This is a genomic window from Streptomyces asoensis, from assembly GCF_013085465.1.
GTDB lineage: Bacteria > Actinomycetota > Actinomycetes > Streptomycetales > Streptomycetaceae > Streptomyces > Streptomyces cacaoi_A.
Window position 1 is genome coordinate 3,639,823 of sequence record NZ_CP049838.1, and the last position, 23,490, is coordinate 3,663,312.

Below are 23,490 nucleotides of genomic sequence, written 5' to 3' on the forward strand. Positions count from 1 at the left end.
GAGGGTCGCTACTTCCTTTTGGAACCGGTCGACTTCTTGAAACCGGCGGACTTCAACTTCCTGACACCGACCGACCTCACGCGGACGGCCAGGGACTTCAGCTTCCGGGCGGGAGCTGCCAGCGCCCGGAGGATCCGTTCCCTCTTCGGCGGGTGCATCTGGGCCGTGTCGATCACGACCCGCCCCTTGTCGTTCACCAGGGCCGACGCGCGGTAGGGGTCCCCCTCCCGGCCCCACTGGCGGGCCAGCGGCATGGGCAGATCCTTGCCCCGCACGGGGATTTCGTACGTCGAACCGGCGACATACAGGTATACCCGCACACCGCGCTTGGCGGTGACGTACTCCAGCGGGACCCGGGCGTGCAGCACGGTCGCCGCGCCGTCGTCGGCGGGCTCCGCCGTCATCTCGCCCACCGGCGCGGGCAGGACGTGGTCCGGCTTCAGCCGACGTGCGCCGGGCTTGTTCGCCGACTTGGGCATGGCCCCCTTGACGAGCCGCAGCACCGTGCCGTCGACGTCACCGAGGACCGGCACCCGCACGGACACCGTGTAGGTGAGGGTCTCGCCCTGCTGCTCCCAGGCGGAGGCCAGCAGCCGGGTCCCCTCGGCGAGACGGCCCGGAACCGACTCCCCGACCAGCTCGTAGACCCGGTCGGCCAGGCCGATGCGCGGGTCGCGGAAGCCGGCGTACCGGGCGTAGGCGCACTCGCCCTCGATGACGAACGGCGGCGCCCCGTACTCCTTCTCCGAGCTGATCGCCTCGGCCAGCTCGTCGATGGCGCCGGCCTGCGCCAGCGCGATGCGCACCCGGCGCTTGACGTCCATCGCATCGCGGATGCCGTCGGTGAAGTAGACATCGGCGAGCCGCGCGATGCCCGCACAGATCTGCTGCTGGAGTGCGCGGTCCAGGCCCGGGAAGTCGTCCTGGACGAGCTTGGCGAGCTCCCACGTGAAGTGCCGTCGCAGCAACGCGTCCCGCCCGGGGCCCGCCTCGACGAGACCGGCCGTGAAGTCCATGATCTCAGCCGTGGCACGCAGCCGTGCCAGGTGGTCGGCGCGGTAGGTGATGTTGCTGGCGTCGCCCCGCTTGACCGCGAAGTAGCAGGTGTAGTCGGCCACCACCGAGATCTTGCGCGCACGCACGCAGGCCTCGATGGTGAAGGGCTGGTCGCTGCCCACGGGCAGGTGCTCGGGGAAGCGCAGCTTGTACTTCTCGACCAGTTCCCGCCGGAACAGCTTTGTGTTGGCCAGGGTGAAGGGCAGCGGCGAGTCGTACAGACTGACGTCCGGGTCGCTCTTCTTGTAAAGGGCCTGATGCACGTACCGACCGTTGGTGCCGACCATCTTGCCGACGACGACGTCCGACTCGTACTTGTCGGCACACCGCACCATGCGCTCCAGCGCTTCCTCACCGAGGTAGTCGTCAGAGCCTATGAAGTACAAGTACCGGCCGGTGGCAACCTCCAGCGCCCGGTTGCTGGGCGCTGCCGGGCCACCGGAGTTCGGCTGGTGGATCACCTTGACGGTGTCCGGGTACAGCGCCGCGAACCGGTCGAGTTCGCGGCCGCTGTCATCGGTGGAACCGTCATCGACAGCGACGATCTCCAGCCGCTCCCGTCCGATGCTCTGCTGCACCAAGGAGTTCAGGCACTCCGTCAGGTACGGCATGGTGTTGTAGACCGCGACGACGACGCTGACGTCGGGCGCAGCACTCATTCTCGGGCTCCTGGTCTCCGCCAGCCGGCGTGGCTGGGTCCTGCGGGGAAAGTCTCACAGAACATAGGAGTCCTACCGAGCACGCACCGTTCCCCCGATGTGTGATGCTCAGCTGCCATGGACGGCCAGGTCCTCCACCGGAAGGGTAACGCTGGTGTTGCTCGTGGCCGATTCCAGGAGTGCCGCCGCCACCTCGACGGTGCGCATGCCCTGGCGCAGGGTGCAGATGTCGGCGGGCTTGCCGAGCACCGCGTCCCGGAACAGCTCGTGCTCGACCTGGAGCGGCTCGCGCTTCGGGATGGCGTAGCGGATCATGTCGCCCTCGGACACGCCGCGGAATGCCTGGAGGGCCTCCCACTCGGTGGTCACGGCGGCGTTGGAGTGGAACGTCAGGTCGGCGGTGAGGGTGTCGGCGATGAAGCAGCCGCGCTCACCGGTGACCGAGGTGAACCGCTCCTTGAGCGGGCTCAGCCAGTTCACCAGGTGGTTGACCATGGTGCCGTCGTCGAGACGCCCCACCGCGGAGACCATGTCCTCGTGCTCACGGCCGCTCTTGGAGACGGTGTGCGCGGCGATGGACACGTACTGGCGTCCGGTCACCCAGCCGGTGAGGTCGATGTCGTGGGTGGCGAGGTCCTTGACGACGCCGACGTCCGCGATGCGGTGCGGGAACGGACCCTGGCGGCGGGTGACGACCTGGTAGACGTCACCGAGCTCGCCGGCCTCCAGACGGGCGCGCAGCGACATCAGCGCCGGGTTGCAGCGCTCGATGTGACCCACGCCGGCCACCAGACCGCGCGACTCGAAGGCCTCGACGAGACGACGGGCACCCTCGACGGTGTCGGCGACCGGCTTCTCGACCAGCGCGCACACGCCGGCCTCGGCGAGCGCCAGGCCGACCGGCTCGTGCAGGGCGGTGGGGCAGGCCACGACGGCGTAGTCCACGCCGAGCGCGATGAGCTCCTCGACGGTGTTCAGGATCGGCGCGCCCTGGGCGGCGCCGAACTTGTCGCCCATCGGGTCGACGACGCCGACGAGGTCGACGCCCTCCAGACCCGACAGGACGCGGGCGTGGTGACGCCCCATGGAACCGAGGCCGACGAGTCCCGCTCGCAGCGACTTCCCGGTACTCACAGTTGCTCCCCCAGAGCATTGACGGCGGTGACGATGCGCTCCAGGTCCTGTGCGGACAGGGCCGGGTGCACGGGCAGGGACACGACCTGGGCGGCCGCGCGGTCCGTTTCGGGCAGGTCCCAGTCACGGCCCGCCTTCTGGTCCGGCTCCCAGTACGGCTTCAGCCGGTGGATGGGAGTCGGGTAGTACACGGCGTTGCCGATGCCGGCCTCGGTCAGCTTGGCCATGGCGGCGTCGCGGTCACCCAGGACGCGCACCGTGTACTGGTGGTAGATGTGCCGGGCGCCCTCGGCGACCTTCGGCGTGATCACGTTCGGCGCGGTGATGTGCTCGGTGAGGTACGCGGCGTTGGCGATGCGCTGCTCGGTCCAGCCGTTCAGCTTGCCGCGCTGGACGCGGCCGATGGCGGCGGACACGTCCGTCATGCGCACGTTGGCGCCGACGATCTCGTTGGCGTAGCGCTTCTCCATGCCCTGGTTGCGCAGCAGGCGCAGGGTGCGGGCGGTCTCCGCGTCGCCGGTGGAGATCATGCCGCCCTCGAGGCTGTGCATGTTCTTCGTCGGGTAGAAGCTGAAGGTGCCCGCGGCACCGAAGGCGCCGACCGGGGTGCCGTGCAGCGCGGCCGCGTGGGCCTGGCAGGCGTCCTCGATCACGGCGAGCCCGTGCTGCTCGGCGATCGCCATGATCTTGTCCATGGCGGCCGGGTGACCGTACAGGTGCACCGGCATGATCGCGGCGGTGCGCGGCGACAGGGCGGCCTCGACGGCGGCCGGGTCCAGGCAGTACGTCTCCGGGTCGATGTCGGCGAAGACCACGTCGGCGCCGACCAGCCGTACCGCGTTGGCGGAGGCGGCGAAGGAGAACGACGGCACGATGACCTCGTCGCCCGGGCCGAGGCCGAGGGCGAGAAGCGAGAGGTGCAGCGCTGAGGTACCGGAGTTGACCGCGACGCAGTGACGCCCGTCGACGAGCTCCGAGAACTCCTCCTCGAAGGCGGCCACTTCGGGCCCCTGGACGACCATGCCACTGCGCAGTACGCGCACCGCGGCCTCGATCTCCTCCTCGCCGATCACGGGCTTGGCGGCCGGTACGAACTCATGGGCGTCGGTCATCGACATCCCCTCCTCTACGGCGACCTCTAAGCCGCACCACGTCTTGCATGGTCGGGAAGAGACCGTGTCGATACTCAGCACGGCCGCATCCCTGGTGTTGTCCGCCGATGCCGGTGAGCGGGGCGGACGGGTTGTACACAGGACCCCGCCCCCCTGAGGGTTCCTTGCGGGAAGTCAGCCGCGTCCGGTGGAAGACCGGATGTGCTCATCGGCCGGGGTCACGGTATGCATATCTTTGGCCACCGGGACCACAGTGCACGTTACCAGCACGCGGACAGCGATTTTCCCCAGGGTTACCACAGTGAAACTCACGGAGAGCGTGCGCTCCATCACAAGCGAGACACAGAGTAACTCGCCGCTGAACGCAACGCGACGCGGGCACCCGGGGGATACCGGGTGCCCGCGTGACGGTCAGCCAGACTCAGCCGGATTCACGAAGAGTCGGACGGAGTCGGAGAGGAACCGGAAGGACCGGAGTCACTCCTCCGTCGAGGCCGAGACCGTCGGCTGGCCCTGCTGGGCCGCCGCCGTCGTCTTCGACACCGTCTTCGCGGCCTTCTTCGCCGTCGTCTTCTTGGCGACGGTCTTCTTCGCGGCCGTCTTCTTCACCGCCGCCGTCTTCTTGGTGGCGGCCTTCTTCGCCGTGGCCTTCTTCGCCGTCTTGCGCGCGGCCGCCTTCTTCGCCGGAGCTGCCTCCGCCTCCTCGGCGGGCGCCTCGATCTCCTCGGCGGCCGTCTCCACGACCGACGGCACGACCACGACGGCCGTCTCCTCGGACGCGGTCGGCGCGGTGGCCTTGCGCACGGCGCGGCGCCGCGGGCGGGCCGGAGCCGCGCTCTCGACGACGGGCTCGGCGACCTGCTCCGCCTCGGGCTGCTCCACCGGAGCGACCTCGGCGGCCGGGGCCGGTGCGACCGACGGCTCGGCGACCGTCAGCACGGCGGCCTCCGCCCCGGCGGGCGAACCGGCCGGCGCGGACACCTTGCGGGTGGCGCGACGACGGGTACGGCCCTTGGGCGCGGCCTCGTCGACGACCGGGGCCTCGGCGACCTGAGCCTCGACGACCGGGTCCTCGACGGCGACCGGTTCGGCCTGCGCGGTGACCGCCTCGGCCGGCTGCACCGGACGCTCGGCCTCCGCCTCGGCGGTGACGTCCTGCGCGGTGGGCGCCTCGACGGCAGCCTCGACGGGCTCCTCCGTGGCGCTCGCCTCGGAGCCGCCCGCCCTGCGCGACGCGCCGCCCCTCGGCGCACCCGCCGGAGCGGACGCCCGGCGGCTCGCCCGACGGCGGCCCCGGCCACGCGTGGCAGAGGCCTCCGCCTCGGCGATGCTGCTGTACAGCTCCTCGTCCGGCGCGAACTCGGGGGCCGCGAGCGCAACCGGCTCGGCCACCTCGGCGGCGACCTCGGCCTCGCTCTCCGTCTCCTGCCCGGCGTCCACGAACGACTCGACGACGTCGACCGTCACCATGTCCTGCTCGTGGTCGTGGCCCTGTCCGTCGCCACCGCGGCCGCGCTTCTTGCGCTTGCCGCCGCCACCGACCGCGGTCGGCTGCTCCATGTGGACGATGACCCCGCGCCCGTTGCAGTGCACACAGGTCTCGGAGAACGACTCCAGCAGCCCCTGGCCGACCCGCTTACGGGTCATCTGCACGAGCCCCAGCGAGGTCACCTCGGCGACCTGGTGCTTCGTACGGTCACGGCCCAGGCACTCCAGCAGGCGCCGCAGCACCAGGTCCCGGTTGGACTCCAGCACCATGTCGATGAAGTCGATCACGATGATGCCGCCGAGGTCGCGCAGCCGCAGCTGGCGCACGATCTCCTCGGCCGCCTCCAGGTTGTTCCTGGTGACCGTCTCCTCGAGGTTGCCGCCCTGACCGGTGAACTTGCCGGTGTTGACGTCGACGACGATCATCGCCTCGGTCCGGTCGATCACCAGCGAACCGCCGCTGGGCAGCCAGACCTTGCGGTCCAGCGCCTTGGCGAGCTGCTCGTCGATCCGGTACGTGGCGAAGACGTCGACCTCGGAGGTCCACCTGTTCAGGCGGTCGGTCAGGTCGGGCGCGACGTGCGAGACGTACCCGTGGATGGTCGACCAGGCCTCGTCACCGCTGACGATGACCTTGGAGAAGTCCTCGTTGAAGATGTCGCGCACGACCCGGACGGTCATGTCCGGCTCGCCGTACAGCAGCGTCGGGGCGTTGCCGCCGTTCTTCGCCTTCTTCTGGATGTCCTCCCACTGCCCCTGGAGTCGCTCGACATCGCGGCGCAGCTCGTCCTCGCTCGCGCCCTCGGCGGCGGTGCGCACGATGACGCCCGCGTCGTCGGGGACGATCTTCTTGAGGATCGTCTTCAGCCGGGCCCGCTCGGTGTCGGGCAGCTTGCGGCTGATGCCGGTCATCGAGCCCTCGGGCACGTACACGAGGTAGCGGCCCGGGAGCGAGACCTGGCTGGTCAGCCGGGCGCCCTTGTGGCCGATCGGGTCCTTCGTCACCTGGACGAGGACCGACTGACCCGACTTGAGGGCGGCCTCGATGCGACGCGGCCCGTTGGCCATGCCGAGCGCCTCGAAGTTGACCTCACCGGCGTACAGGACGGCGTTGCGCCCCTTGCCGATGTCGATGAAGGCGGCCTCCATCGACGGCAGCACGTTCTGGACCTTGCCCAGGTACACGTTGCCGACGTAGGAGGTGGCCTGCTCCTTGTTGACGTAGTGCTCGACGAGCACGTTGTCTTCCAGGACGCCGATCTGGGTGCGCTCGCCGCTCTGGCGGACGACCATCACGCGCTCGACGGCCTCGCGGCGGGCCAGGAACTCGGCCTCGGTGATGATCGGCACCCGTCGGCGGCCCTGCTCACGGCCTTCCCGGCGGCGCTGCTTCTTGGCCTCGAGACGGGTCGAGCCCTTGATGGACTGCACCTCGTCGGACGGTTCGGAGGGCTTGCGCGGCTCACGGACCTTGACGACCGTACGCTCCGGGTCCCCGTCGGCCTGCTCGGCTTCGGGAGAGGAGTCACCGGCACGACGACGACGGCGACGGCGACGACGGCTGCCGGCGGTGGAGCCACCGGCCTCCTCCTCGGCGTCCTCCGCGTCCTCGTCCTCCTGCTCGGCGGTGTCCTCGGCGTCCTGCGCGGCCTGCTCGGCGGCGAAATCGTCGGACTCGGACTCCCCGGAGTCCCCCTCGCCGTCGGTGGCATCGCCACGACGACGGCGACGGCCACCACGACGGCGACGGCGACGCGACCCGGTCTCCTCGGTCTCGTCGTCACTGTCGACGACGTCGTCGGCCTCGTCGGCCTCCTCCGGCTCGGTCTCCGACTCGTCCGCGGCAGGGGTCTCGGCGGGCGCGGCGGCCGCGACGGTCCGGCCGGTCTCGGCCTCCTCGCCGGTACCGGCGGCCCGGCGACGACGGCGACGACGCGACCCGGTCGGCTCCTCCTGAGCCTCCTGAGCCTCCTGAGTCACCTCGACCTCTTCGGGCTCCTCGGTCTCCGTCACCTCGACCCCGGCGGCGGCAGCCTCGGCTGCGGCCCGCTGCGGCGTCTGGAACTGCGGCTCGGCGAACACGGGCGCCTGGAACACGGCGACCGCGGGCCGCGCCGGACGACGCGGCGCGTCGGCCTCCGCGCTCTCCTGCGAGGGCGCGGAGAAACCTCCGGCGGCCCGACGGACCACACGACGACGCCCACGACGCGAACCGGCGTCCTCGTCGGCGGTCTCGGCGGCGGGGGTGGCCTCGGCCGGAGCGGCAGGCGCCTCGGGAGCCTTCGCCTCTTCGACGGGGGCGACGGCAGCGGTGACGGCCGGCTCGGAAACCTCGGCCTCGACGGGCGCGGTCACCCGGCGGGTGGCGCGACGGCGGGTCCGGGGCGCGGCCTCGGCGGGCGCCTCGTCGGTCACGGCCGAAGCCTCGGCCTCGGCGGCGACGGCGGGCGTCTCGGCCTCCGGCGCACCGGCGGGCGCGGTCGCCCGACGGGTGGCCCGGCGCCGCGTACGGGGCGCGGCCTCGGCGGGCGCTTCGTCAGCCACCTGGGCGACGGGCTCGGACTCGACGGCGGTCTCGACGACCTCGGCCGGAGCTTCGGAAGGCGTGGTCACGCGACGCGTGGCCCGGCGACGGCTACGGCGAGGAGCGGCGTCCTCGGCGGCAGCCTCCTCGGCGGGGGCTTCCTCCACGGCGGGCGCGCTCACCTCGGCGGCGGCCACGGGCAGCACGGTCTCGGCGGCCTCGGCGGCGGCCGGAGCCCCGGCGGGCGCGGAGGCACGGCGGGTGGCCCGGCGCCGGGTACGCGGCGCGGCCTCGGCGGTTTCCTCGGCCTTGGTGCCGGCCGTGCCGTCGGCCTGAGCGGCCTCAACTGCCTCGGTGGCCTCGTCCTCGAGGTCCTCCTCCGCCAACTGCTCGGCGGACTCCACGGCCGGTATGGCCGGCGTGGTGATCTCGGCCGAGGTGTCGGCGCCGGCGACCGGCGGACCCGCCGGTCGGGATGCGGCACGGCGCCGACGACGCGGCGGCAGGGTGTCGCTGGGGGTGTTCGCTTCGGAGTCCGTGGCGGACTCTGCGGATTCGGTTGGCTCGAGCATGCGGGCGTTTCTCCCGTCAGGCTCCCGGGCGCCGCGCCTGGTCCGGCGTCGATCACGAGGGATCGATCACCGTTGACGTCCGCGGCTCGCGCGATGCGCGGTGCCGCCGTCCGGGGCGCGGGCGCCGCACGGGAGCTCTCTGTGTCCTGTCTCGCCGGTTCCGTACGCCGAATGCGTACGGCCTGGCGAAAGTCTTCTGGTCGGTTCGCCGCCCGACCCAGGTGGCTCCCGAGTACGAGGGCGGCGCTACGACGTACGTTCCTTCGCGGAACCTTCCCTACGCGGGCGCCTTCGCGGCGGCAGCGGGTTCGGCCGTTGTGGGGGCCTGAGCTGCCTCGCGGTCGGGCGCGAGCGGGTCGGTCACCGTGCCGGTCTCTTCATCGAGCAGCCCCTGCGCCAGCCTGGTCACCGCAGCGGGGACCGGCGGCGCCAGGTCGGCCACGGCGCGAAGACCGGACAGGACGTCGTCGGGTCGTACGGCAGGCGTCACGTGCCGAACAACCAGCCGCAGTATCGCACAGGGCTGGTCCGTCGGCCTATCAGCAGGTTCACTGTGCGTCTCAAGTTGTACGACAGCGGCGCGGGCGTCGAAGGTTCGGACGCCGTTCTTGGCCATGCGCTGTACCTCGACGGCGTCGGCCTTGTTGAAGGCCTCCACCGCGCGATCGGCGTCGGCCGGGTCCACCCCGTCCAGCCGCAGCTCCCACACGGAGGCCGTCAGCCGGTCGGCGAGCCCCGAGGTCCGGGCCTCGACCGCGTCGACGACATCGAGCCCGGTGGGCAGCGACTCGTCGAGGAGGATTCTCAGCTTCTCCGGGTCACGCGCCGCGGTGAGCGCGATCTCCAGATACTCCGCCTCACTGCCCGTGCCGGTGGGTGCGGCATTGGCGTACGACACCTTCGGATGCGGCGTGAACCCCGCCGAGTACGCCATCGGCACCTCGGCACGGCGCAACGCACGCTCGAAGGCGCGCTGGAAGTCACGGTGGCTGGTGAACCGGAGGCGGCCGCGCTTGGTGTAGCGCAGTCGGATGCGCTGCACCGCGGGTGCGGGCGGCGGGCCTTCGGGCTGTCGCTTGCCCAGTGTCGTTCAGTCCTTCGTGAGAGCGGTCGTACTACTACCAAGAGTACGTGTCTCGGCTCCGGATGGTTCCCGCCGGCCGACCGCCTCCCGCTCCCGCGACTCCCCGAAAAGCATCCGGCGCACGTCCGCGCGGGCCTGCCGGGCCGTCTCCCGGGCGGCGGCCAGGGTCTGCCGGGTGGCCCGGCCGACGCTGCGCGCGGCACGGGCGGCGGGGCGCAGCACGGCATCCCGGACGGCATGCCCGACCGGTGTGAGGACGGTCCGGTACGCCCAGCGCACGGGCTCCACGAAGATCCACCGGAAGAGGGTCCCGAGGAACCGTCCGACGGCCCGCGAGATCCGTCCGGCGATCCGCCAGGCGAGCCCGAGGGCGTCCCCCACCTCACGCGCGACGACCGCCAGGAAGCGGCCGACGGGCGCGAGCACCCAGCGCCACAGGGAGAGCGCGGGCAGCACGACCAGGATCCGGGCGGTCCAGTACAGGACCAGGCCGATCCCGGTGACGAGCAGCGCCAGGAGCCGCCACACCCCTCGTGCGCACCAGGCGATCGCCCGCCCGACCGGCGCGAGGATCCACCGGTGGACCCAGCCGGCCGGAACGACGAGGAGATGGCGCACCAGCCACGCCACGGCGGTGTACGCGCCGACGCCGACGGCGGCGAGAAGAGCCCCGATCCCCTTCAGCAGCCACCGGCCCGCATGCCCGACCGGCGTCAGCACGCGCGCGTACACCCACGCCAGCCCGGCCCCGATCCCGCGCGCCAGCCACGCGATGCCGTGCCCGACCGGAGTCAGGAGGTACCGGTAGGACCACACCGCCGGCACCACGAGCAGCACCTGTACGAGCCACCCGAGTGCCCGGCCCACCGGGACGACGACGTACCGCCACAGTCCGATCAACGGCCGGACGAACAGCGCCTTCCCGAGCCACAGCAGGGCCCGCCCCAGCGGCCGGAGCACCGTGTCCCGGAGGAGCCGCCCCACGACGACGAGCGCGTCCCACACCATCCGCACGGGCACGACCAGCACGAGCACGACGATCCGCACGGGCAGCCGGATCGCCACGACGAGGCACCCCTCGGGTTCCCGCACGGGCGGCTGCGCGGGCGGTCCGGCGGGCGGTTTCTCCAGGTCCATAACGACGTAGACGCTACAGCCGCCCCGGTGGATGCGCTGCTGAGGGTGTGTCAGGGGCGGGCTACTTCTTCCGGGGTCGCGCCGCCTTCCCCGCCCGGGACGCCTTCGGACGGCGTTCCGGGCCGGCCGGCCGGGGGACGGCCTGGACGTGCGGTGCGGAGAACTCGCGGTTGGTCTCCGTCTGACGGCGGACGGCATCGGGCAGGTCCGGCATCGCCAGCAGCGTGTCGCACGCCCGGACGGCGGCCGGGTGGTCGCCGACCCAGTAGGCGCAGATGGAGAACTCGAAGAGCAGACCCCACCGGTACACCCAGGACTTGGTGAAGAGCAGGTCGTCGGGCTCACCCCTGCCGACGACCGCGCAGAGCAGGGCGTACGCGGTGTGGTAACGGCTCTGGAGGCGCAGTCGCGAGGCCAGTTCGTAGACGGCTTCGAGACGGGCCGGGCGGGACTCCCAGGCGCGGGAGAACGCGTTCATGGCACCGGGCCAGTCGTCCGCCTTCTCCGCCCGCAGGATCCCGGCCTCCAGGAGCGAGCAGTAGACCTCCTCGCCCCAGCCGCCCAGCTCGGCACGCCGCTCGTACAGTGCGATCGCCTCGTCCACATGGCCCAGGTCGCGTTCGGTGTTGGCGAGGTAGAAGACCGTGCGCGCGTTGGTGGGGTCGCGCTCCAACTCGCCCCGCAGCAGGCGCGCGTCGCGCTCGAACTTGTCGCTGCGACAGCCGCCGTCCGCGTGGTCCTCGATGACGAGCGCGTCCAGGTTCTCCTGCCGGTCGGGGCCGTCGGTGCACGGGTACTCGTGGGTGACGCCTTCGTAGCGCCAGGCCCGGTCGCCCCGCATGAGGTGCTTGAAGCGGTGCTGGGTGCCCGGGGTGTCGTAACGCAGCATGTACGAGCCCGCCGTCAGCCGGGGCAGCGGGGCGTCCTGGCGCATGACGTGGTCGGCGTCGAGAGTGAGCAGGTAGTCGGCCTTGCCGCGGGCGTGCTGGATGTTCTGCGTCCGGTTGTGCCCGAAGTCGACCCAGGGCTCCTCGTGGAGCTCGCCCGGGATGCCGTCGAGCACCTTGCGGATCAGATCCTGTGTGCCGTCCGTCGAGCCGGTGTCGGAGATCACCCAGTAGTCGATGAGGGGCCGTACGGACTCCAGGCAGCGCTCGATCACGCGCGACTCGTCCTTGACGATCATGCACAGGCACAGGGTCTGATGTGTCACGGGCGTCAAGGTGACACAGGTCCACTCCCCGGCCGTCCGCTCCACGCGAGGAGTACCCCATCAGTACGCATCAATTAGTCCGATACGTCGATAAAAAATATCTTTTGGACCTCATGCCTCGCGTGAACCCGTTCGCTCGGGTCAAGCTCGCCCTCAGGTTCGGGGAGTGCCCGGACCGGTCGAGGCTAGGAGCACTTGATGCGACCAGAGTTCGGACCGTATTCCCTCCTTGGGCCGGTGGCCCGCCACAGATGCAAGCAGGCCGGCATGGTGGCCTCGCTCGCCGTGATCCTGTCGGCCGGCGTGATCAGCCCGGCCGCGGCGGCGGCCCGCAGCATCACCGACCGAGTACAGGCGGAGCTCCCCTCCGCCGGCGACAAGTGCAGGCCGGGGCACCACAAGCCGGAGCACCACAACCCGAGGGCGATCGAGGCCGGCGGCAAGGACAAGTGCAAGGGCCCGACGGGTCCCACCGGCCCCAAGGGTCCTAAGGGTCCCAAGGGCGACAAGGGATCCACCGGCGCCACCGGCGCGACCGGCCCGACAGGACCGACGGGCTCCACCGGCGCCACCGGCTCGACGGGCACCCAGGGTCAGCAGGGCGTGACGGGCCCGACCGGACCCACCGGCCCCACCGGAGGCACGGGCGCCACCGGCACCACCGGCACGGCAGGCGTCGACGGCGTGACAGGCCCCACCGGACCCACCGGCCCCACGGGAGGCACCGGCGCCACAGGCACCACGGGCACGGCAGGCACCGACGGCGTACCCGGCCCCACCGGACCCACGGGAGCCACCGGCACGGCAGGCGTCGACGGCGTGACAGGCCCCACGGGTGCCACCGGCTCGACCGGCGCGACCGGACCCTGTTCCGACATCGACGCCTCGCAGGACGCCAACGGCTTCGAGCTGAGGGTCGCACTGACCGGCGGAGTGACGTACGCGGGCATCCACGACCTCCGCGGCGTCACGCCCCGCCCGTTCCTGTGGACGGACCTCAGCACCCACCCGAACTACCCCGCGGGCGGCCTGGACCCCGACGGACGTGACGTGGGCTTCGTCTGCGGAGCCGCCGTCAACGGGCACAACGCCAACGCCGGGAACCCCGTCAAGTTCGACGTCATGACCACCACCGGCCAGGTCTGGGAGACCACCTGCGTCGCGGTCGGTACGACCAACCCGGCCAGTCTGAACTGCAACGACGCCAACGGTCTGCCCAACCCCTGGACCAAGGTGACCCTCCAGCCGCTGGTGGGCGCCGTCAACGGCGGCTCGTGACGGACGCGGCACCACGCTAGAAGCGATGCCCGGAGGTCCGCCGACTGACCTCCGGGCATGGGTCGCGATACCCCGCAGGGCCGCCGCGAATCCTCAGTGGCTGTGCGCCGCGCTCCCGGCCGGCTGCTTCACCGTCAACGGCAGCAGCTTCTTCCCGGTCGGACCGATCTGGATGTGGGTGTCCATCGCCGGGCACACCCCGCAGTCGAAGCAAGGCGTCCAGCGGCAGTCCTCGACCTCCGTCTCGTCGAGGGCGTCCTGCCAGTCCTCCCAGAGCCAGTCCTTGTCGAGGCCCGAGTCCAGGTGGTCCCAGGGCAGGACCTCCTCGTAGGACTTCTCACGTGTCGTGTACCAGTCGACGTCCACGCCGAAGGCGGGCAGCGTCTTGTCCGCGCAGGCCATCCAGCGGTCGTAGGAGAAGTGCTCGCGCCAGCCGTCGAAGCGGCCGCCGTCCTCGTAGACGGCCCGGATGACGGCGCCGATACGACGGTCGCCGCGCGAGAGGAGACCCTCGACGATGCCCGGCTTGCCGTCGTGGTAGCGGAAGCCGATCGAGCGGCCGTACTTCTTGTCGCCGCGGATCTTGTCCCGAAGCTTCTCCAGTCGCGCGTCGGTCTCCTCGGCGGAGAGCTGCGGCGCCCACTGGAACGGGGTGTGCGGCTTGGGCACGAACCCGCCGATCGACACCGTGCAGCGGATGTCGTTCTGGCCGGAGACCTTGCGGCCCTCGGCGATCACCTTCATCGCCATGTCCGCGATCTGGAGGACGTCCTCGTCCGTCTCCGTCGGCAGACCGCACATGAAGTACAGCTTCACCTGGCGCCAGCCGTTGCCGTACGCGGTGGAGACCGTCCGGATCAGGTCCTCTTCGGAGACCATCTTGTTGATGACCTTGCGCATGCGCTCCGAGCCGCCCTCGGGGGCGAAGGTCAGGCCGGACCGGCGGCCGTTGCGGGTCAGCTCGTTCGCCAGGTCCACGTTGAAGGCGTCCACGCGGGTGGAGGGGAGGGACAGACCGATCTTGTCCTCCGTGTAGCGGTCCGCGAGGCCCTTCGCGACCTCGCCGATCTCGCTGTGGTCGGCGCTCGACAGCGAGAGCAGGCCGACCTCCTCGAAGCCGGTCGCCTTCAGGCCCTTCTCGACCATGTCGCCGATGCCGGTGATCGACCGCTCGCGCACCGGGCGCGTGATCATGCCGGCCTGGCAGAAACGGCAGCCGCGGGTGCAGCCGCGGAAGATCTCCACCGACATGCGCTCGTGCACCGTCTCGGCGAGCGGGACCAGCGGCTGCTTGGGGTAGGGCCACTCGTCCAGGTCCATGACCGTGTGCTTCGACACGCGCCACGGAACGCCCGACTTGTTCGGCACCACCCGGGCGATCCGGCCGTCCGGCAGGTACTCCACGTCGTAGAACCGCGGGATGTACACCGCGCCCGTCTTCGCGAGACGGAAGAGGACCTCCTCGCGGCCGCCCGGCCGGCCCTCCGCCTTCCACTCGCGGATGATCTTCGTCATGTCCAGCACGGCCTGCTCGCCGTCGCCGATGACCGCCGCGTCGATGAAGTCGGCGATCGGCTCGGGGTTGAAGGCCGCATGGCCGCCCGCCAGCACGATCGGGTCGTCGAGACCGCGGTCCTTGGACTCCAGCGGGATACCCGCGAGGTCCAGCGCCGTGAGCATGTTCGTGTAGCCCAGCTCCGTGGAGAAGGACAGCCCGAACACGTCGAAGGCCTTCACCGGACGGTGGGCGTCCACGGTGAACTGCGGGACCGCGTGCTCCCGCATCAGCGCCTCCAGGTCCGGCCACACGCTGTACGTGCGCTCGGCCAGGACCCCCTCCTGCTCGTTCAGCACCTCGTAGAGGATCATGACGCCCTGGTTGGGCAGTCCGACCTCGTACGCGTCCGGGTACATGAGCGCCCAGCGGACGTCGCAGGACTCCCAGGGCTTGACGGTGGAGTTGAGCTCGCCGCCCACGTACTGGATCGGCTTCTGCACATGCGGGAGCAAGGCTTCTAGCTGCGGGAAGACCGACTCGACAGACATCGCGGCGTTACCTTCGTGAGCTGGCGGGGACAGGGGTGACCATCAAGCGTAACCCGCTCGGAGGACTCCCCCGTCCGCGAAGCTCCCGGCGCTAAACCTCCATCGAACCGCTGGTCTTCTTCCACTCCGCCGGCAGGGCCTCCTCCACCCGCTCCGCGCGCCGCTCCTCACGGGCGTACAGCACGCCGTACGTGAAGGCGCTCTCCCCCGCCGCGTGCGCCACGGCGGACAGCTCCCGCAGGGTGATGCGGGCCATGACGCTGTCCTGATGGTCGCCGAGCAGGCTCTGGAGCGACTTCATGGACTTGACGAGGGTCTTGGCCGTGCCGCCGAGGGCCGGGCCGGCCGTCTCGGCCGCGTACCGCGTCCGCTTGGCCTTCTTGCGGGCCTCGTGCAGCGCGAGGTCGCGGTCGGTGCCCGGCGGCTGCTCCATGGCCTCCTCGACCAGCGCGGACACCTTCCCGAAGTCCTTGCGTACGGCCTTGGCGAGCACCTTGTCCGGCTTCCTGCCGGCCGCCTCGAGCGTCGGCGGGTCGGTGACCACGGCGTCCAGGCTGTCGAGGAGCGCCAGATAGCGCTGCGAGTCGAGCACGCCGAGCAGCCTGCGGCGGGACCCGTGCTCCCCGGCCTTGGCCCAGGCGCGCAGCCGGTCGTGGATCGGGCCGGAGACCAGGGTGGAGGGAAGTCCGTCGAGGGCCGCGTCCAGCCGTTCGGCCAGCACCTCGTGGTCGCGGCCCACACCCAGCTCCCCGGCCAGCCATTTCAGTTCGGCGCCGATCGGGTCGGTGACCTCGCGGTCGAGGACCCTGCGGAAGGAGCGGAACGTGCTGCGCAGTCGGCGGGTGGCGACCCGCATGTCGTGGATCGACTCCTCGGCGTCCCGGCGCACGGCCGGGTCCAGCTCGACGATCGCGTCCCGCTGGGCACGGATGTACGCCAGGACGTGGTCACCGGCGGTGACGGGCTCGACGGGGCCCTTGTCCTTCGGCCGCGGGTGCCCGCCCTTCGTCTCCGCCAGCGCCCGCGCCAGCTTCGACGCCGACTTCGACGGCCGTACGCCCGCCTTGCGCAACCGCTTCTCCACCTTGTCGAGCAGGACCGGATCGCCCCCGTCGGCGAGCTCCACCTCGATCTCGGTCCACTGGGCCCTGCCCTCGCCGCCGAACTTCCGGTCCGCGCGTACGGCGTCCACGCTCGCCTCGGCGAGCAGCCGGCCCCGGGCGTCGACGAGTTCACGGATGTCCCGGCTGGAGCGCAGCCGCACCACGGGCACGAGCTGTCCCTCACGGACGCGGGAGCGGACCAGCCCGGCGAGCTCGTCGGGTACGGCGTCGGAGAGCGGGGCCCGGATCTCGTCCCGGACACCGGGTCCCACCGGCAGTTTCAGGTGCCAGCCGGCGTCGGAGCCCCCGGTGCGGCGACGCAGGGTGATCGAGGCCGAGGCCAGGCGCAGGTCGGAGGTGTCGTAGTAGGTCGCGTCCAGCTCGGTGACGCCCTTGTCGAGGACGGACGCGACCCCGGCGACACCGGTCAGGTCGGGCAGCCCGCTCTCATCGGATTCGTACTTGCGCTCGATCTCGCGTTTCGTCTCCGTCATAAATCGAACCTAGTCGGAGTCGGGCCGGAACGGCAGTGTGCGCAGACCCGAATCACGACCCCACCAGGGGAAAACAGAAGGTCTGGCGCTTTCTCGTGCCTCTTACGCCGACATGGGCCGCTGCACCCGGATGGACTGGAGCAGCCCCACCGCCACCCAGACCGCGAACATCGACGTGCCGCCGTAGGAGACGAACGGCAGCGGCAGACCCGTCACCGGCATGATCCCCAGGGTCATCCCGATGTTCTCGAAGGACTGGAAGGCGAACCAGGCCACGATGCCCGCGGCGACGATCGTGCCGTACAGCTCCGTCGTCTCGCGAGCTATGCGGCTGGCGCGCCAGAGGACCACACCGAGCAGGACGATGATCAGGCCCGCGCCCATGAAGCCCAGTTCCTCGCCCGCGACGGTGAACACGAAGTCCGTCTGCTGTTCCGGGACGAACTGGCCCGTCGTCTGTGAGCCGTGGAACAGCCCGGCGCCGGTGAGGCCGCCGGAGCCGATCGCGATCCGCGCCTGGTTGGTGTTGTAGCCCACGCCCGCGGGATCGAGGCTGGGGTTGGCGAAGGCGGCGAAGCGGGCGATCTGGTACTCGTCCAGGATGTGCAGCTGCCAGACGGCGATCGCGCCGGCCGCGCCGGCGCCGAGCAGTCCGAAGACCCAGCGGTTGGAGGCGCCGGAGGCCAGCAGCACGCCCAGCACGATCATCACCATGACCATGACCGACCCGAGGTCGGGCATCAGCATCACGATCAGCATGGGGACGGCCGCGAGCCCGAGGGACTGGAGCACCGTGCGGTGGTCGGGGTAGAGCTTGTCGCCGGCGTCGACCCGGGCCGCGAGCAGCATCGCCATGCCCAGGATGATCGTGATCTTCACGAACTCCGAGGGCTGGAGCGAGAAGCCGCCGCCGACCACGATCCAGGAGTGCGCGCCGTTGACCGTCGAGCCCAGCGGCGTCAGCACCGCCAGGATCCCCATGAGCGACAGGCCGTAGAGGACCGGTACCGCGTTGCGCAGGGTGCGGTGGCCGAGCCAGATGGTGCCGATCATCAGGCAGATCCCGATGCCGGTGTTCATCAGGTGCCGGACGAGGAAGTAGTACGGGTCGCCCTGGTTGATCTCGGTGCGGTTGCGCGTCGCCGAGTAGACCAGGAGCGAGCCGATCAGCGACAGGGCGATCGCCGACATCAGTATCGGCCAGTCCAGCCGCCGGGCCATCGAGTCACGGGCGAAGACCCGGGTCCAGCCGGCCCGCTCGGGCCCGTATCCGGAGACGGAGAATCCGTTCGCGCCGGTCATGTGCACATCCTCCGGCTTCCCCTCTTCCGCCGTCGCCTGCGGGTGTCGCGGTTGGTGCTGGTGTTCTGCTGCACGGTGGCCCCCGGCTGCGTCTCGTCCGGCTCCGGCGCGCCCTCCTGGCTGACGCGCTGCTCCTTCGCCGGGTCCTTGGAGACCTTCGGGGCCTTGATCGTGCCGTCCGCCTGGACCTTCGGCAGGCTGGTCTGCGGGGTGGGCAGCAGGGCGTTCTTCTTGTCGATCTTGCCGTCGTCGGCGACGCCGTACATCGCGTTGTAGATGTGCCGCACGGCCTCACCGGAGGCGCCCGAACCGGTACCGGCCTGCGCGATCGTCATCACGACCGTGTAGTCCTTGCTGTACGTGGCGAGCCAGGACGTCGTCTGCTTGCCGTAGACCTCCGCGGTACCGGTCTTGGCGTGCAGCGGGATCTCCTCCTGCGGCCAGCCGCCGAACTTCCAGGCGGCGGTACCGCGCGTGACCACGCCCTCCAGCGCGGCGTCCATGCCCTTGATCGTCGCCTTGTCGACCGGCAGCTTGCCCTGGACCTTGGGCTTGATCTCCTGGACGGTCTTGCCGTCGGCGCTGACGATCGCCTTGCCGATGGTCGGGGTGTACATCGTGCCGCCGTTGGCGAGCGCCCCGTAGATCACGGCCTCCTGGATCGGGGTGACGAGGGTGTCGCCCTGGCCGATGGAGTAGTTGATCGAGTCACCCTCGCGCATCTTGTTGCCCTCGAGGCAGTTCTCGTACGCGATCTTCTCGACGTAACTGCCGTCCTTCTTGCCGTACTTGCACCAGGAGTCCTTGTTGGCCTTCCAGTAGGACTCCTTCCACTGACGGTCCGGGACGCGGCCGGTGACCTCGTTGGGCAGGTCGATGCCGGTCTCCTTGCCGAGACCGAACTGGTGGGCGGCCTTGTAGAAGTAGTCCTTGGGCTCACCCTTCGCCGGGTTGATGCCGCCGTCCTTCTTCCACTCCCGGTCCGCGAGACCGTAGAAGACGGTGTCGCAGGAGACCTCCAGGGCCCGGCCGAGCGAGATGGGGCCGAAGCTCTCCCCCTCGAAGTTCTTGAAGACCTGGCCGCCCACCGAGTACGAGCTGGTGCACGGGTAGCCGCCGTCCCACTCGTAGCCCGCCTCGACCGCGGCGGCCGTGGAGACCACCTTGAAGGTCGAACCGGGCGCGGACTGACCCTGTATGGCCCGGTTCAGCAGCGGGTAGTCGGAGTTCTTCCCGGTGAGCTTCTTGTAGTCCTTGGCGGAGATGCCGCCGACCCAGACGTTGGGGTCGTAGGCCGGGGCGGACGCCATGGCGACGACACGGCCGGTCTTGGCCTCCATCACCACGACCGCCCCGGAGTCGGCCTTGTAGTTCTCGCCGGTGATCTTGTCGAACTGGGTGCGGGCGATCTTCATCGCGTTGTTCAGCTCGTACTCGGCGACCCGCTGGACGCGGGCGTCGATGCTGGTGACGAGGTTGGAGCCGGGCTGGGCCGCGTCCGCCTCGGCCTGGCCGATGACACGGCCGAGGTTGTCCACCTCGTAGCGGGTGACGCCGGCCTTGCCGCGCAGCTCCTTGTCGTACTGGCGCTCCAGGCCGCTGCGGCCGACCTGGTCGGAGCGCAGATAGGGCGAGTCGGAGTCCTGGGCCTTGGTGATCTCGTCGTCCGTCACCGGGGAGAGGTAGCCGAGGACCTGGGCGGTGTTGGCGTTGCCGGGGGCCGCGTAACGACGCACGGCCTCGGGCTCGGCGGTGATGCCGGGGAAGTCCTCGGCGCGCTCACGGATCTGGAGGGCCTGCTTGGCGGTGGCCTCGTCGGTGATCGGGATCGGCTGGTACGGCGAGCCGTTCCAGCAGGGCTGGGGCGTCTTCGAGTCGCACAGCCGGACCTTCTGCGCGACCTCCTCGGCGCTCATGCCGAGGACGCCCGCGAGCTTGGCCAGGACCGCCTTGCCGTCGTCCTTCTGCTTCAGCAGGTCGGTGCGGGAGGCGGAGACCACGAGCCGCGTCTCGTTGTCGGCGAGGGCCACCCCGCGCGCGTCCAGGATCGAGCCGCGTACGGCGGGTTCGACGACCTGCTGGACGTGGTTGCCGGAGGCCTCCTTGGCGTACTCCGCGCCCTCCCGGATCTGTAGGTACCACAGGCGGCCGCCGAGGGTGCCGAGCAGGGAGAGGACGAGGATCTGGATCACGACGAGCCTGATCTGGACCCGTGGGGTCCGACCGGTCTCGGGAATGTTGGTCACTGCGGTGCCTCCCCCTCTCCGTACGCGAACTCCGTACGCGAACCTGTGTGCGCGGACGAATGATGAACGATCAGCCTGTGGAGCCTCGTTCCGCCGGAACTTCCCCGTTCGGGTGATCCGTCCCCTGGCGCGCTCCGCACGCCGGCGCTCGCGCTCACAGCCGCTTGACCCCCTTGATACGACCGGCGCGCGCCCCGCGTGAGCGGGCCGCCTTCAGCTTCAGCCCGTTGCGCTGCCCGCCGATCCTGAGACCCGTCCCGGAGGAGAGCCAGCCGGACGAGATGTTCGGGCTCTTGGCGGCGGAGTTGGTCTCCGCGAGCGGGTCGTTGTCGGCGCGCCGCGCCAGGAACATGATCGCGGGGACGACGAACGGGGCCAGCAGCAGGTCGTACAGGCCGGCCGTGAACAGCAGCCCGGTGAGGCCGACATGGCGGGCGGCGGTGTCACCGACGAGGGCGCCCACTCCGGCGTACAGCAGGGTGGAGCCGATCGCGGCCCCGACGACCACGACCATCGGGCCGGTGGCCGACTTGATCTGCCCGCTCTCGGGCTTGATGAGCCCGGCGAGATAGCCGATCACGCACAGCACGAGGGCGTAGCGCCCGGCGGCGTGGTCGGCGGGCGGCGCGAGGTCGGCGAGCAGACCGGCGCCGAAGCCGATGAGAGCGCCGCCGACATGGCCGTAGACCATGGCGAGGCCCAGCACGGTGAGCAGGAGGAGGTCGGGGACGGCGCCGGGGAGGTGGAGGCGGGCGAGAACACTCACCTGGATCACCAGGGCGACGACGACCAGCGGGACGGAGAGCAGGATCCGGTTGACGCGCATGGGGTTGTCAGCTCCTACTGCTGCTGGCCGTCTACGGGTGCGTTCGCGTTCGGAGTGACCGTCACGGTCACCGTCGGCGTGGGGACCGGTTTGGGCTTCGAGGGGAGCACGGTGTCGCGCGGATCCTTCTTCGGGGCCTCGACGACCACGCCCACGATGTCGAGCTTGGTGAAGCTGACGTACGGCGTGACGTAGAGGGTGCGGGTGAGGTCGCCGCCGGAGGGGTCGACGCGGGAGACGACGCCGACGGGGACGCCGGGCACGAAGGGCTTGTCGGCCTGCGAGCCGAAGGTGACCAGCCGGTCGCCCTTCTTCACGTCGGCCTTGCCGTTGAGGAGTTCGACGCGCAGCGGCCGGTCGCCCTGTCCGGAGGCGAAGCCGAGCTCGTCGGACGCCTCCATCCGCGTGCCGACGGTGAAGTCGGGGTCGCTGGCCAGGAGCACGGTCGCGGTGTCGGGCCCGACGGTGGTGACCCGCCCGACCAGGCCGTCCCCGTTGAGGACCGTCATGTCGCGCTTGACGCCGTCGTTCGCGCCGACGTCGATGGTGATGGTCCAGGAGAAGCCCTGGGCCGCTCCTATCGCGATGACCTCCGCGCCCTTGATGCCGTACTGGCCCGTGCCGGCGATCTTCAGCATCTTGTCGAGCTGCGCCAGCCGGCTGCGGTTGCGGTCGTCGCTGCCGAGCTTCGCCTTGAGAGCCGCGTTCTCCTTCTCCAGATCGGTGAGCCGGTCATGGCGCTCACCGGAGTCCCGGACGGCGGAGACGGCGTTGCCGACGGGATCCACCGCCGACGACACGCCGTTCTCGATCGGGCCGAAGGCCGCGGCCGCGGCCTGCCGGGCACCGTCGACCGGGGAATCCTCCCCACCCCGGATGTCCACCGTGATCAGCGCGAACGCTACGGCGATCAGCAGCACCAGGAGCAGCCGGCTCTCTCGTGTGTCCCTCACGTGCGGCGGCCGTGCCCTTCCTCGAGAAAAAACCAAGAACAGTAATCAGGAAGCAGGAAGCAGGAATTGGGGTAGCCCCGGGCCAAGATGACCAAGGGCGCTTTGTGGGAGCTTATGCCTCGATATCAACGATCCGCCGCACGAGAGGGGATCATCCCGTACGGCGGAATCGAAGTGTTACGTCATCTGCGGGGCGCGGCGTCCAGGACCTGCTGGAGCGCCTCGAACTCCTCCACGCACTTTCCGGAGCCGAGCGCCACGCTGTCCAGCGGGTCCTCGGCGATGTGGATGGGCATGCCGGTCTCCCGGCGCAGCCGCTCGTCCAGACCCCGCAGCAGGGCTCCGCCGCCGGTCAGAACGATTCCGCGGTCCATGATGTCGCCGGACAGCTCCGGCGGGCACTTGTCGAGGGTGGTCTTCACGGCGTCGACGATCGCGTTGACCGGTTCCTCGATCGCCTTGCGCACCTCGGCGGCCGAGATGACGACGGTCTTGGGCAGCCCGGACACGAGGTCCCGGCCGCGGATTTCGGTGTGCTGGTCGTCGTCGAGGTCGTAGGCCGAACCGATCGTGATCTTGATCTGTTCGGCCGTCCGCTCACCGAGGAGGAGGCTGTACTCCTTCTTGATGTGCTGGATGATCGCGTTGTCCAGTTCATCGCCCGCGACGCGGATGGACTGGGCGGTGACGATGCCGCCGAGCGAGATGACCGCGACCTCCGTGGTGCCGCCGCCGATGTCCACCACCATGTTGCCCGTGGCCTCGTGGACCGGCAGGCCGGAGCCGATGGCCGCGGCCATGGGCTCCTCGATGATGTGCACCTGACGGGCGCCGGCCTGGGTCGACGCCTCGATGACGGCGCGGCGCTCGACACCCGTGATGCCCGAGGGCACACAGACGACGACCCGCGGACGAGCCAGATACCGCCGCTTGTGGATCTTCAGGATGAAGTAGCGGAGCATCCGCTCGGTGATCTCGAAGTCGGCGATCACGCCGTCCTTCAGCGGACGCACGGCAACGATGTTGCCGGGCGTGCGCCCGATCATCTTCTTCGCTTCGGCGCCGACCGCGAGGATGCCACCGGTGTTGGTGTTGATCGCGACGACGGACGGCTCGTTGAGTACGATCCCGCGACCCCTGACGTACACCAGCGTGTTGGCGGTCCCGAGGTCGACAGCCATGTCACGGCCGATGAACGACATTGAGTTCCCCATCAGGATTCGACTGGCCTTCCATGAGCTTTGAGGGCTTATCAGGTCGGCG

General features: G+C 70.4%; 15 protein-coding genes. 1 reads left to right on the top strand and 14 read right to left on the bottom strand.

All coding sequences use genetic code 11. The features are described from left to right. Positions 1–8 precede the first annotated feature (8 nt). From G9272_RS16175 to G9272_RS16205, 7 genes are all read right to left on the bottom strand, one after another. Positions 9–1,715, bottom strand: coding sequence for a glycosyltransferase family 2 protein (locus G9272_RS16175; protein ID WP_171397232.1), 1,707 nt, complete (start codon positions 1,713–1,715; stop codon positions 9–11). A gap of 108 nt (positions 1,716–1,823) precedes the next feature. Further along, the gene (locus G9272_RS16180; protein ID WP_171397233.1) at positions 1,824–2,849 is read right to left on the bottom strand and encodes a Gfo/Idh/MocA family protein; all 1,026 of its coding nucleotides are present in this window, start codon (positions 2,847–2,849) and stop codon (positions 1,824–1,826) included. Then, positions 2,846–3,961 carry a DegT/DnrJ/EryC1/StrS family aminotransferase gene (locus tag G9272_RS16185; protein ID WP_171397234.1) on the bottom strand — a complete coding sequence of 372 codons (1,116 nt, stop codon included), beginning with the start codon at positions 3,959–3,961 and terminating at the stop codon, positions 2,846–2,848. The genes G9272_RS16180 and G9272_RS16185 overlap by 4 nt, the downstream gene beginning before the upstream one ends. Positions 3,962–4,438: 477 nt before the next feature. Beyond that, a complete protein-coding gene (locus G9272_RS16190; protein ID WP_171397235.1) occupies positions 4,439–8,545 on the bottom strand; it encodes an Rne/Rng family ribonuclease in 4,107 nt (1,368 codons plus the stop codon). Between the two features lie 277 nt (positions 8,546–8,822). After that, the gene (locus G9272_RS16195) at positions 8,823–9,587 is read right to left on the bottom strand and encodes a TIGR03936 family radical SAM-associated protein (protein WP_171397236.1); all 765 of its coding nucleotides are present in this window, start codon (positions 9,585–9,587) and stop codon (positions 8,823–8,825) included. Positions 9,588–9,635: 48 nt separating this feature from the next. Next, positions 9,636–10,766 carry a hypothetical protein gene (locus tag G9272_RS16200; protein WP_171397237.1) on the bottom strand — a complete coding sequence of 377 codons (1,131 nt, stop codon included), beginning with the start codon at positions 10,764–10,766 and terminating at the stop codon, positions 9,636–9,638. 61 nt (positions 10,767–10,827) lie between these two features. Next, the gene (locus tag G9272_RS16205; protein ID WP_171397238.1) at positions 10,828–11,979 is read right to left on the bottom strand and encodes a glycosyltransferase; all 1,152 of its coding nucleotides are present in this window, start codon (positions 11,977–11,979) and stop codon (positions 10,828–10,830) included. 237 nt (positions 11,980–12,216) lie between these two features. Between G9272_RS16205 and G9272_RS45925 the strand changes: the two genes are divergently transcribed. Continuing rightward, entirely contained in the window at positions 12,217–13,257 is a 1,041-nt protein-coding gene (locus G9272_RS45925) for a hypothetical protein (RefSeq protein WP_301272133.1), read from the top strand. A 93-nt stretch (positions 13,258–13,350) separates the two neighbouring features. Here G9272_RS45925 and G9272_RS16215 read toward each other — a convergent pair whose 3' ends face one another. The 7 genes from G9272_RS16215 to G9272_RS16245 form a co-directional block, all read right to left on the bottom strand. Further along, positions 13,351–15,303, bottom strand: coding sequence for a TIGR03960 family B12-binding radical SAM protein (locus G9272_RS16215; protein WP_171397240.1), 1,953 nt, complete (start codon positions 15,301–15,303; stop codon positions 13,351–13,353). A 91-nt stretch (positions 15,304–15,394) separates the two neighbouring features. Next, complete coding sequence (locus G9272_RS16220) at positions 15,395–16,900, bottom strand: CYTH and CHAD domain-containing protein (protein ID WP_171397241.1); 1,506 nt, start codon at positions 16,898–16,900, stop codon at positions 15,395–15,397. A 102-nt stretch (positions 16,901–17,002) separates the two neighbouring features. Continuing rightward, complete coding sequence (gene rodA / locus G9272_RS16225; protein ID WP_171397242.1) at positions 17,003–18,202, bottom strand: rod shape-determining protein RodA; 1,200 nt, start codon at positions 18,200–18,202, stop codon at positions 17,003–17,005. Beyond that, positions 18,199–20,448, bottom strand: a complete 2,250-nt coding sequence (gene mrdA / locus G9272_RS16230; RefSeq protein WP_171397243.1) for a penicillin-binding protein 2 — start codon at positions 20,446–20,448, stop codon at positions 18,199–18,201. The genes rodA and mrdA overlap by 4 nt, the downstream gene beginning before the upstream one ends. Positions 20,449–20,602: 154 nt before the next feature. After that, the gene (mreD, locus tag G9272_RS16235; RefSeq protein ID WP_171397244.1) at positions 20,603–21,274 is read right to left on the bottom strand and encodes a rod shape-determining protein MreD; all 672 of its coding nucleotides are present in this window, start codon (positions 21,272–21,274) and stop codon (positions 20,603–20,605) included. A gap of 14 nt (positions 21,275–21,288) precedes the next feature. Further along, on the bottom strand, positions 21,289–22,227 hold the full coding sequence (gene mreC, locus G9272_RS16240) for a rod shape-determining protein MreC (RefSeq protein ID WP_171397245.1): 939 nt from the start codon (positions 22,225–22,227) through the stop codon (positions 21,289–21,291). A 182-nt stretch (positions 22,228–22,409) separates the two neighbouring features. Then, positions 22,410–23,429: a rod shape-determining protein gene (locus tag G9272_RS16245; RefSeq protein WP_020127820.1), complete on the bottom strand. Its 1,020-nt coding sequence runs from the start codon at positions 23,427–23,429 to the stop codon at positions 22,410–22,412. Positions 23,430–23,490 lie beyond the last annotated feature (61 nt).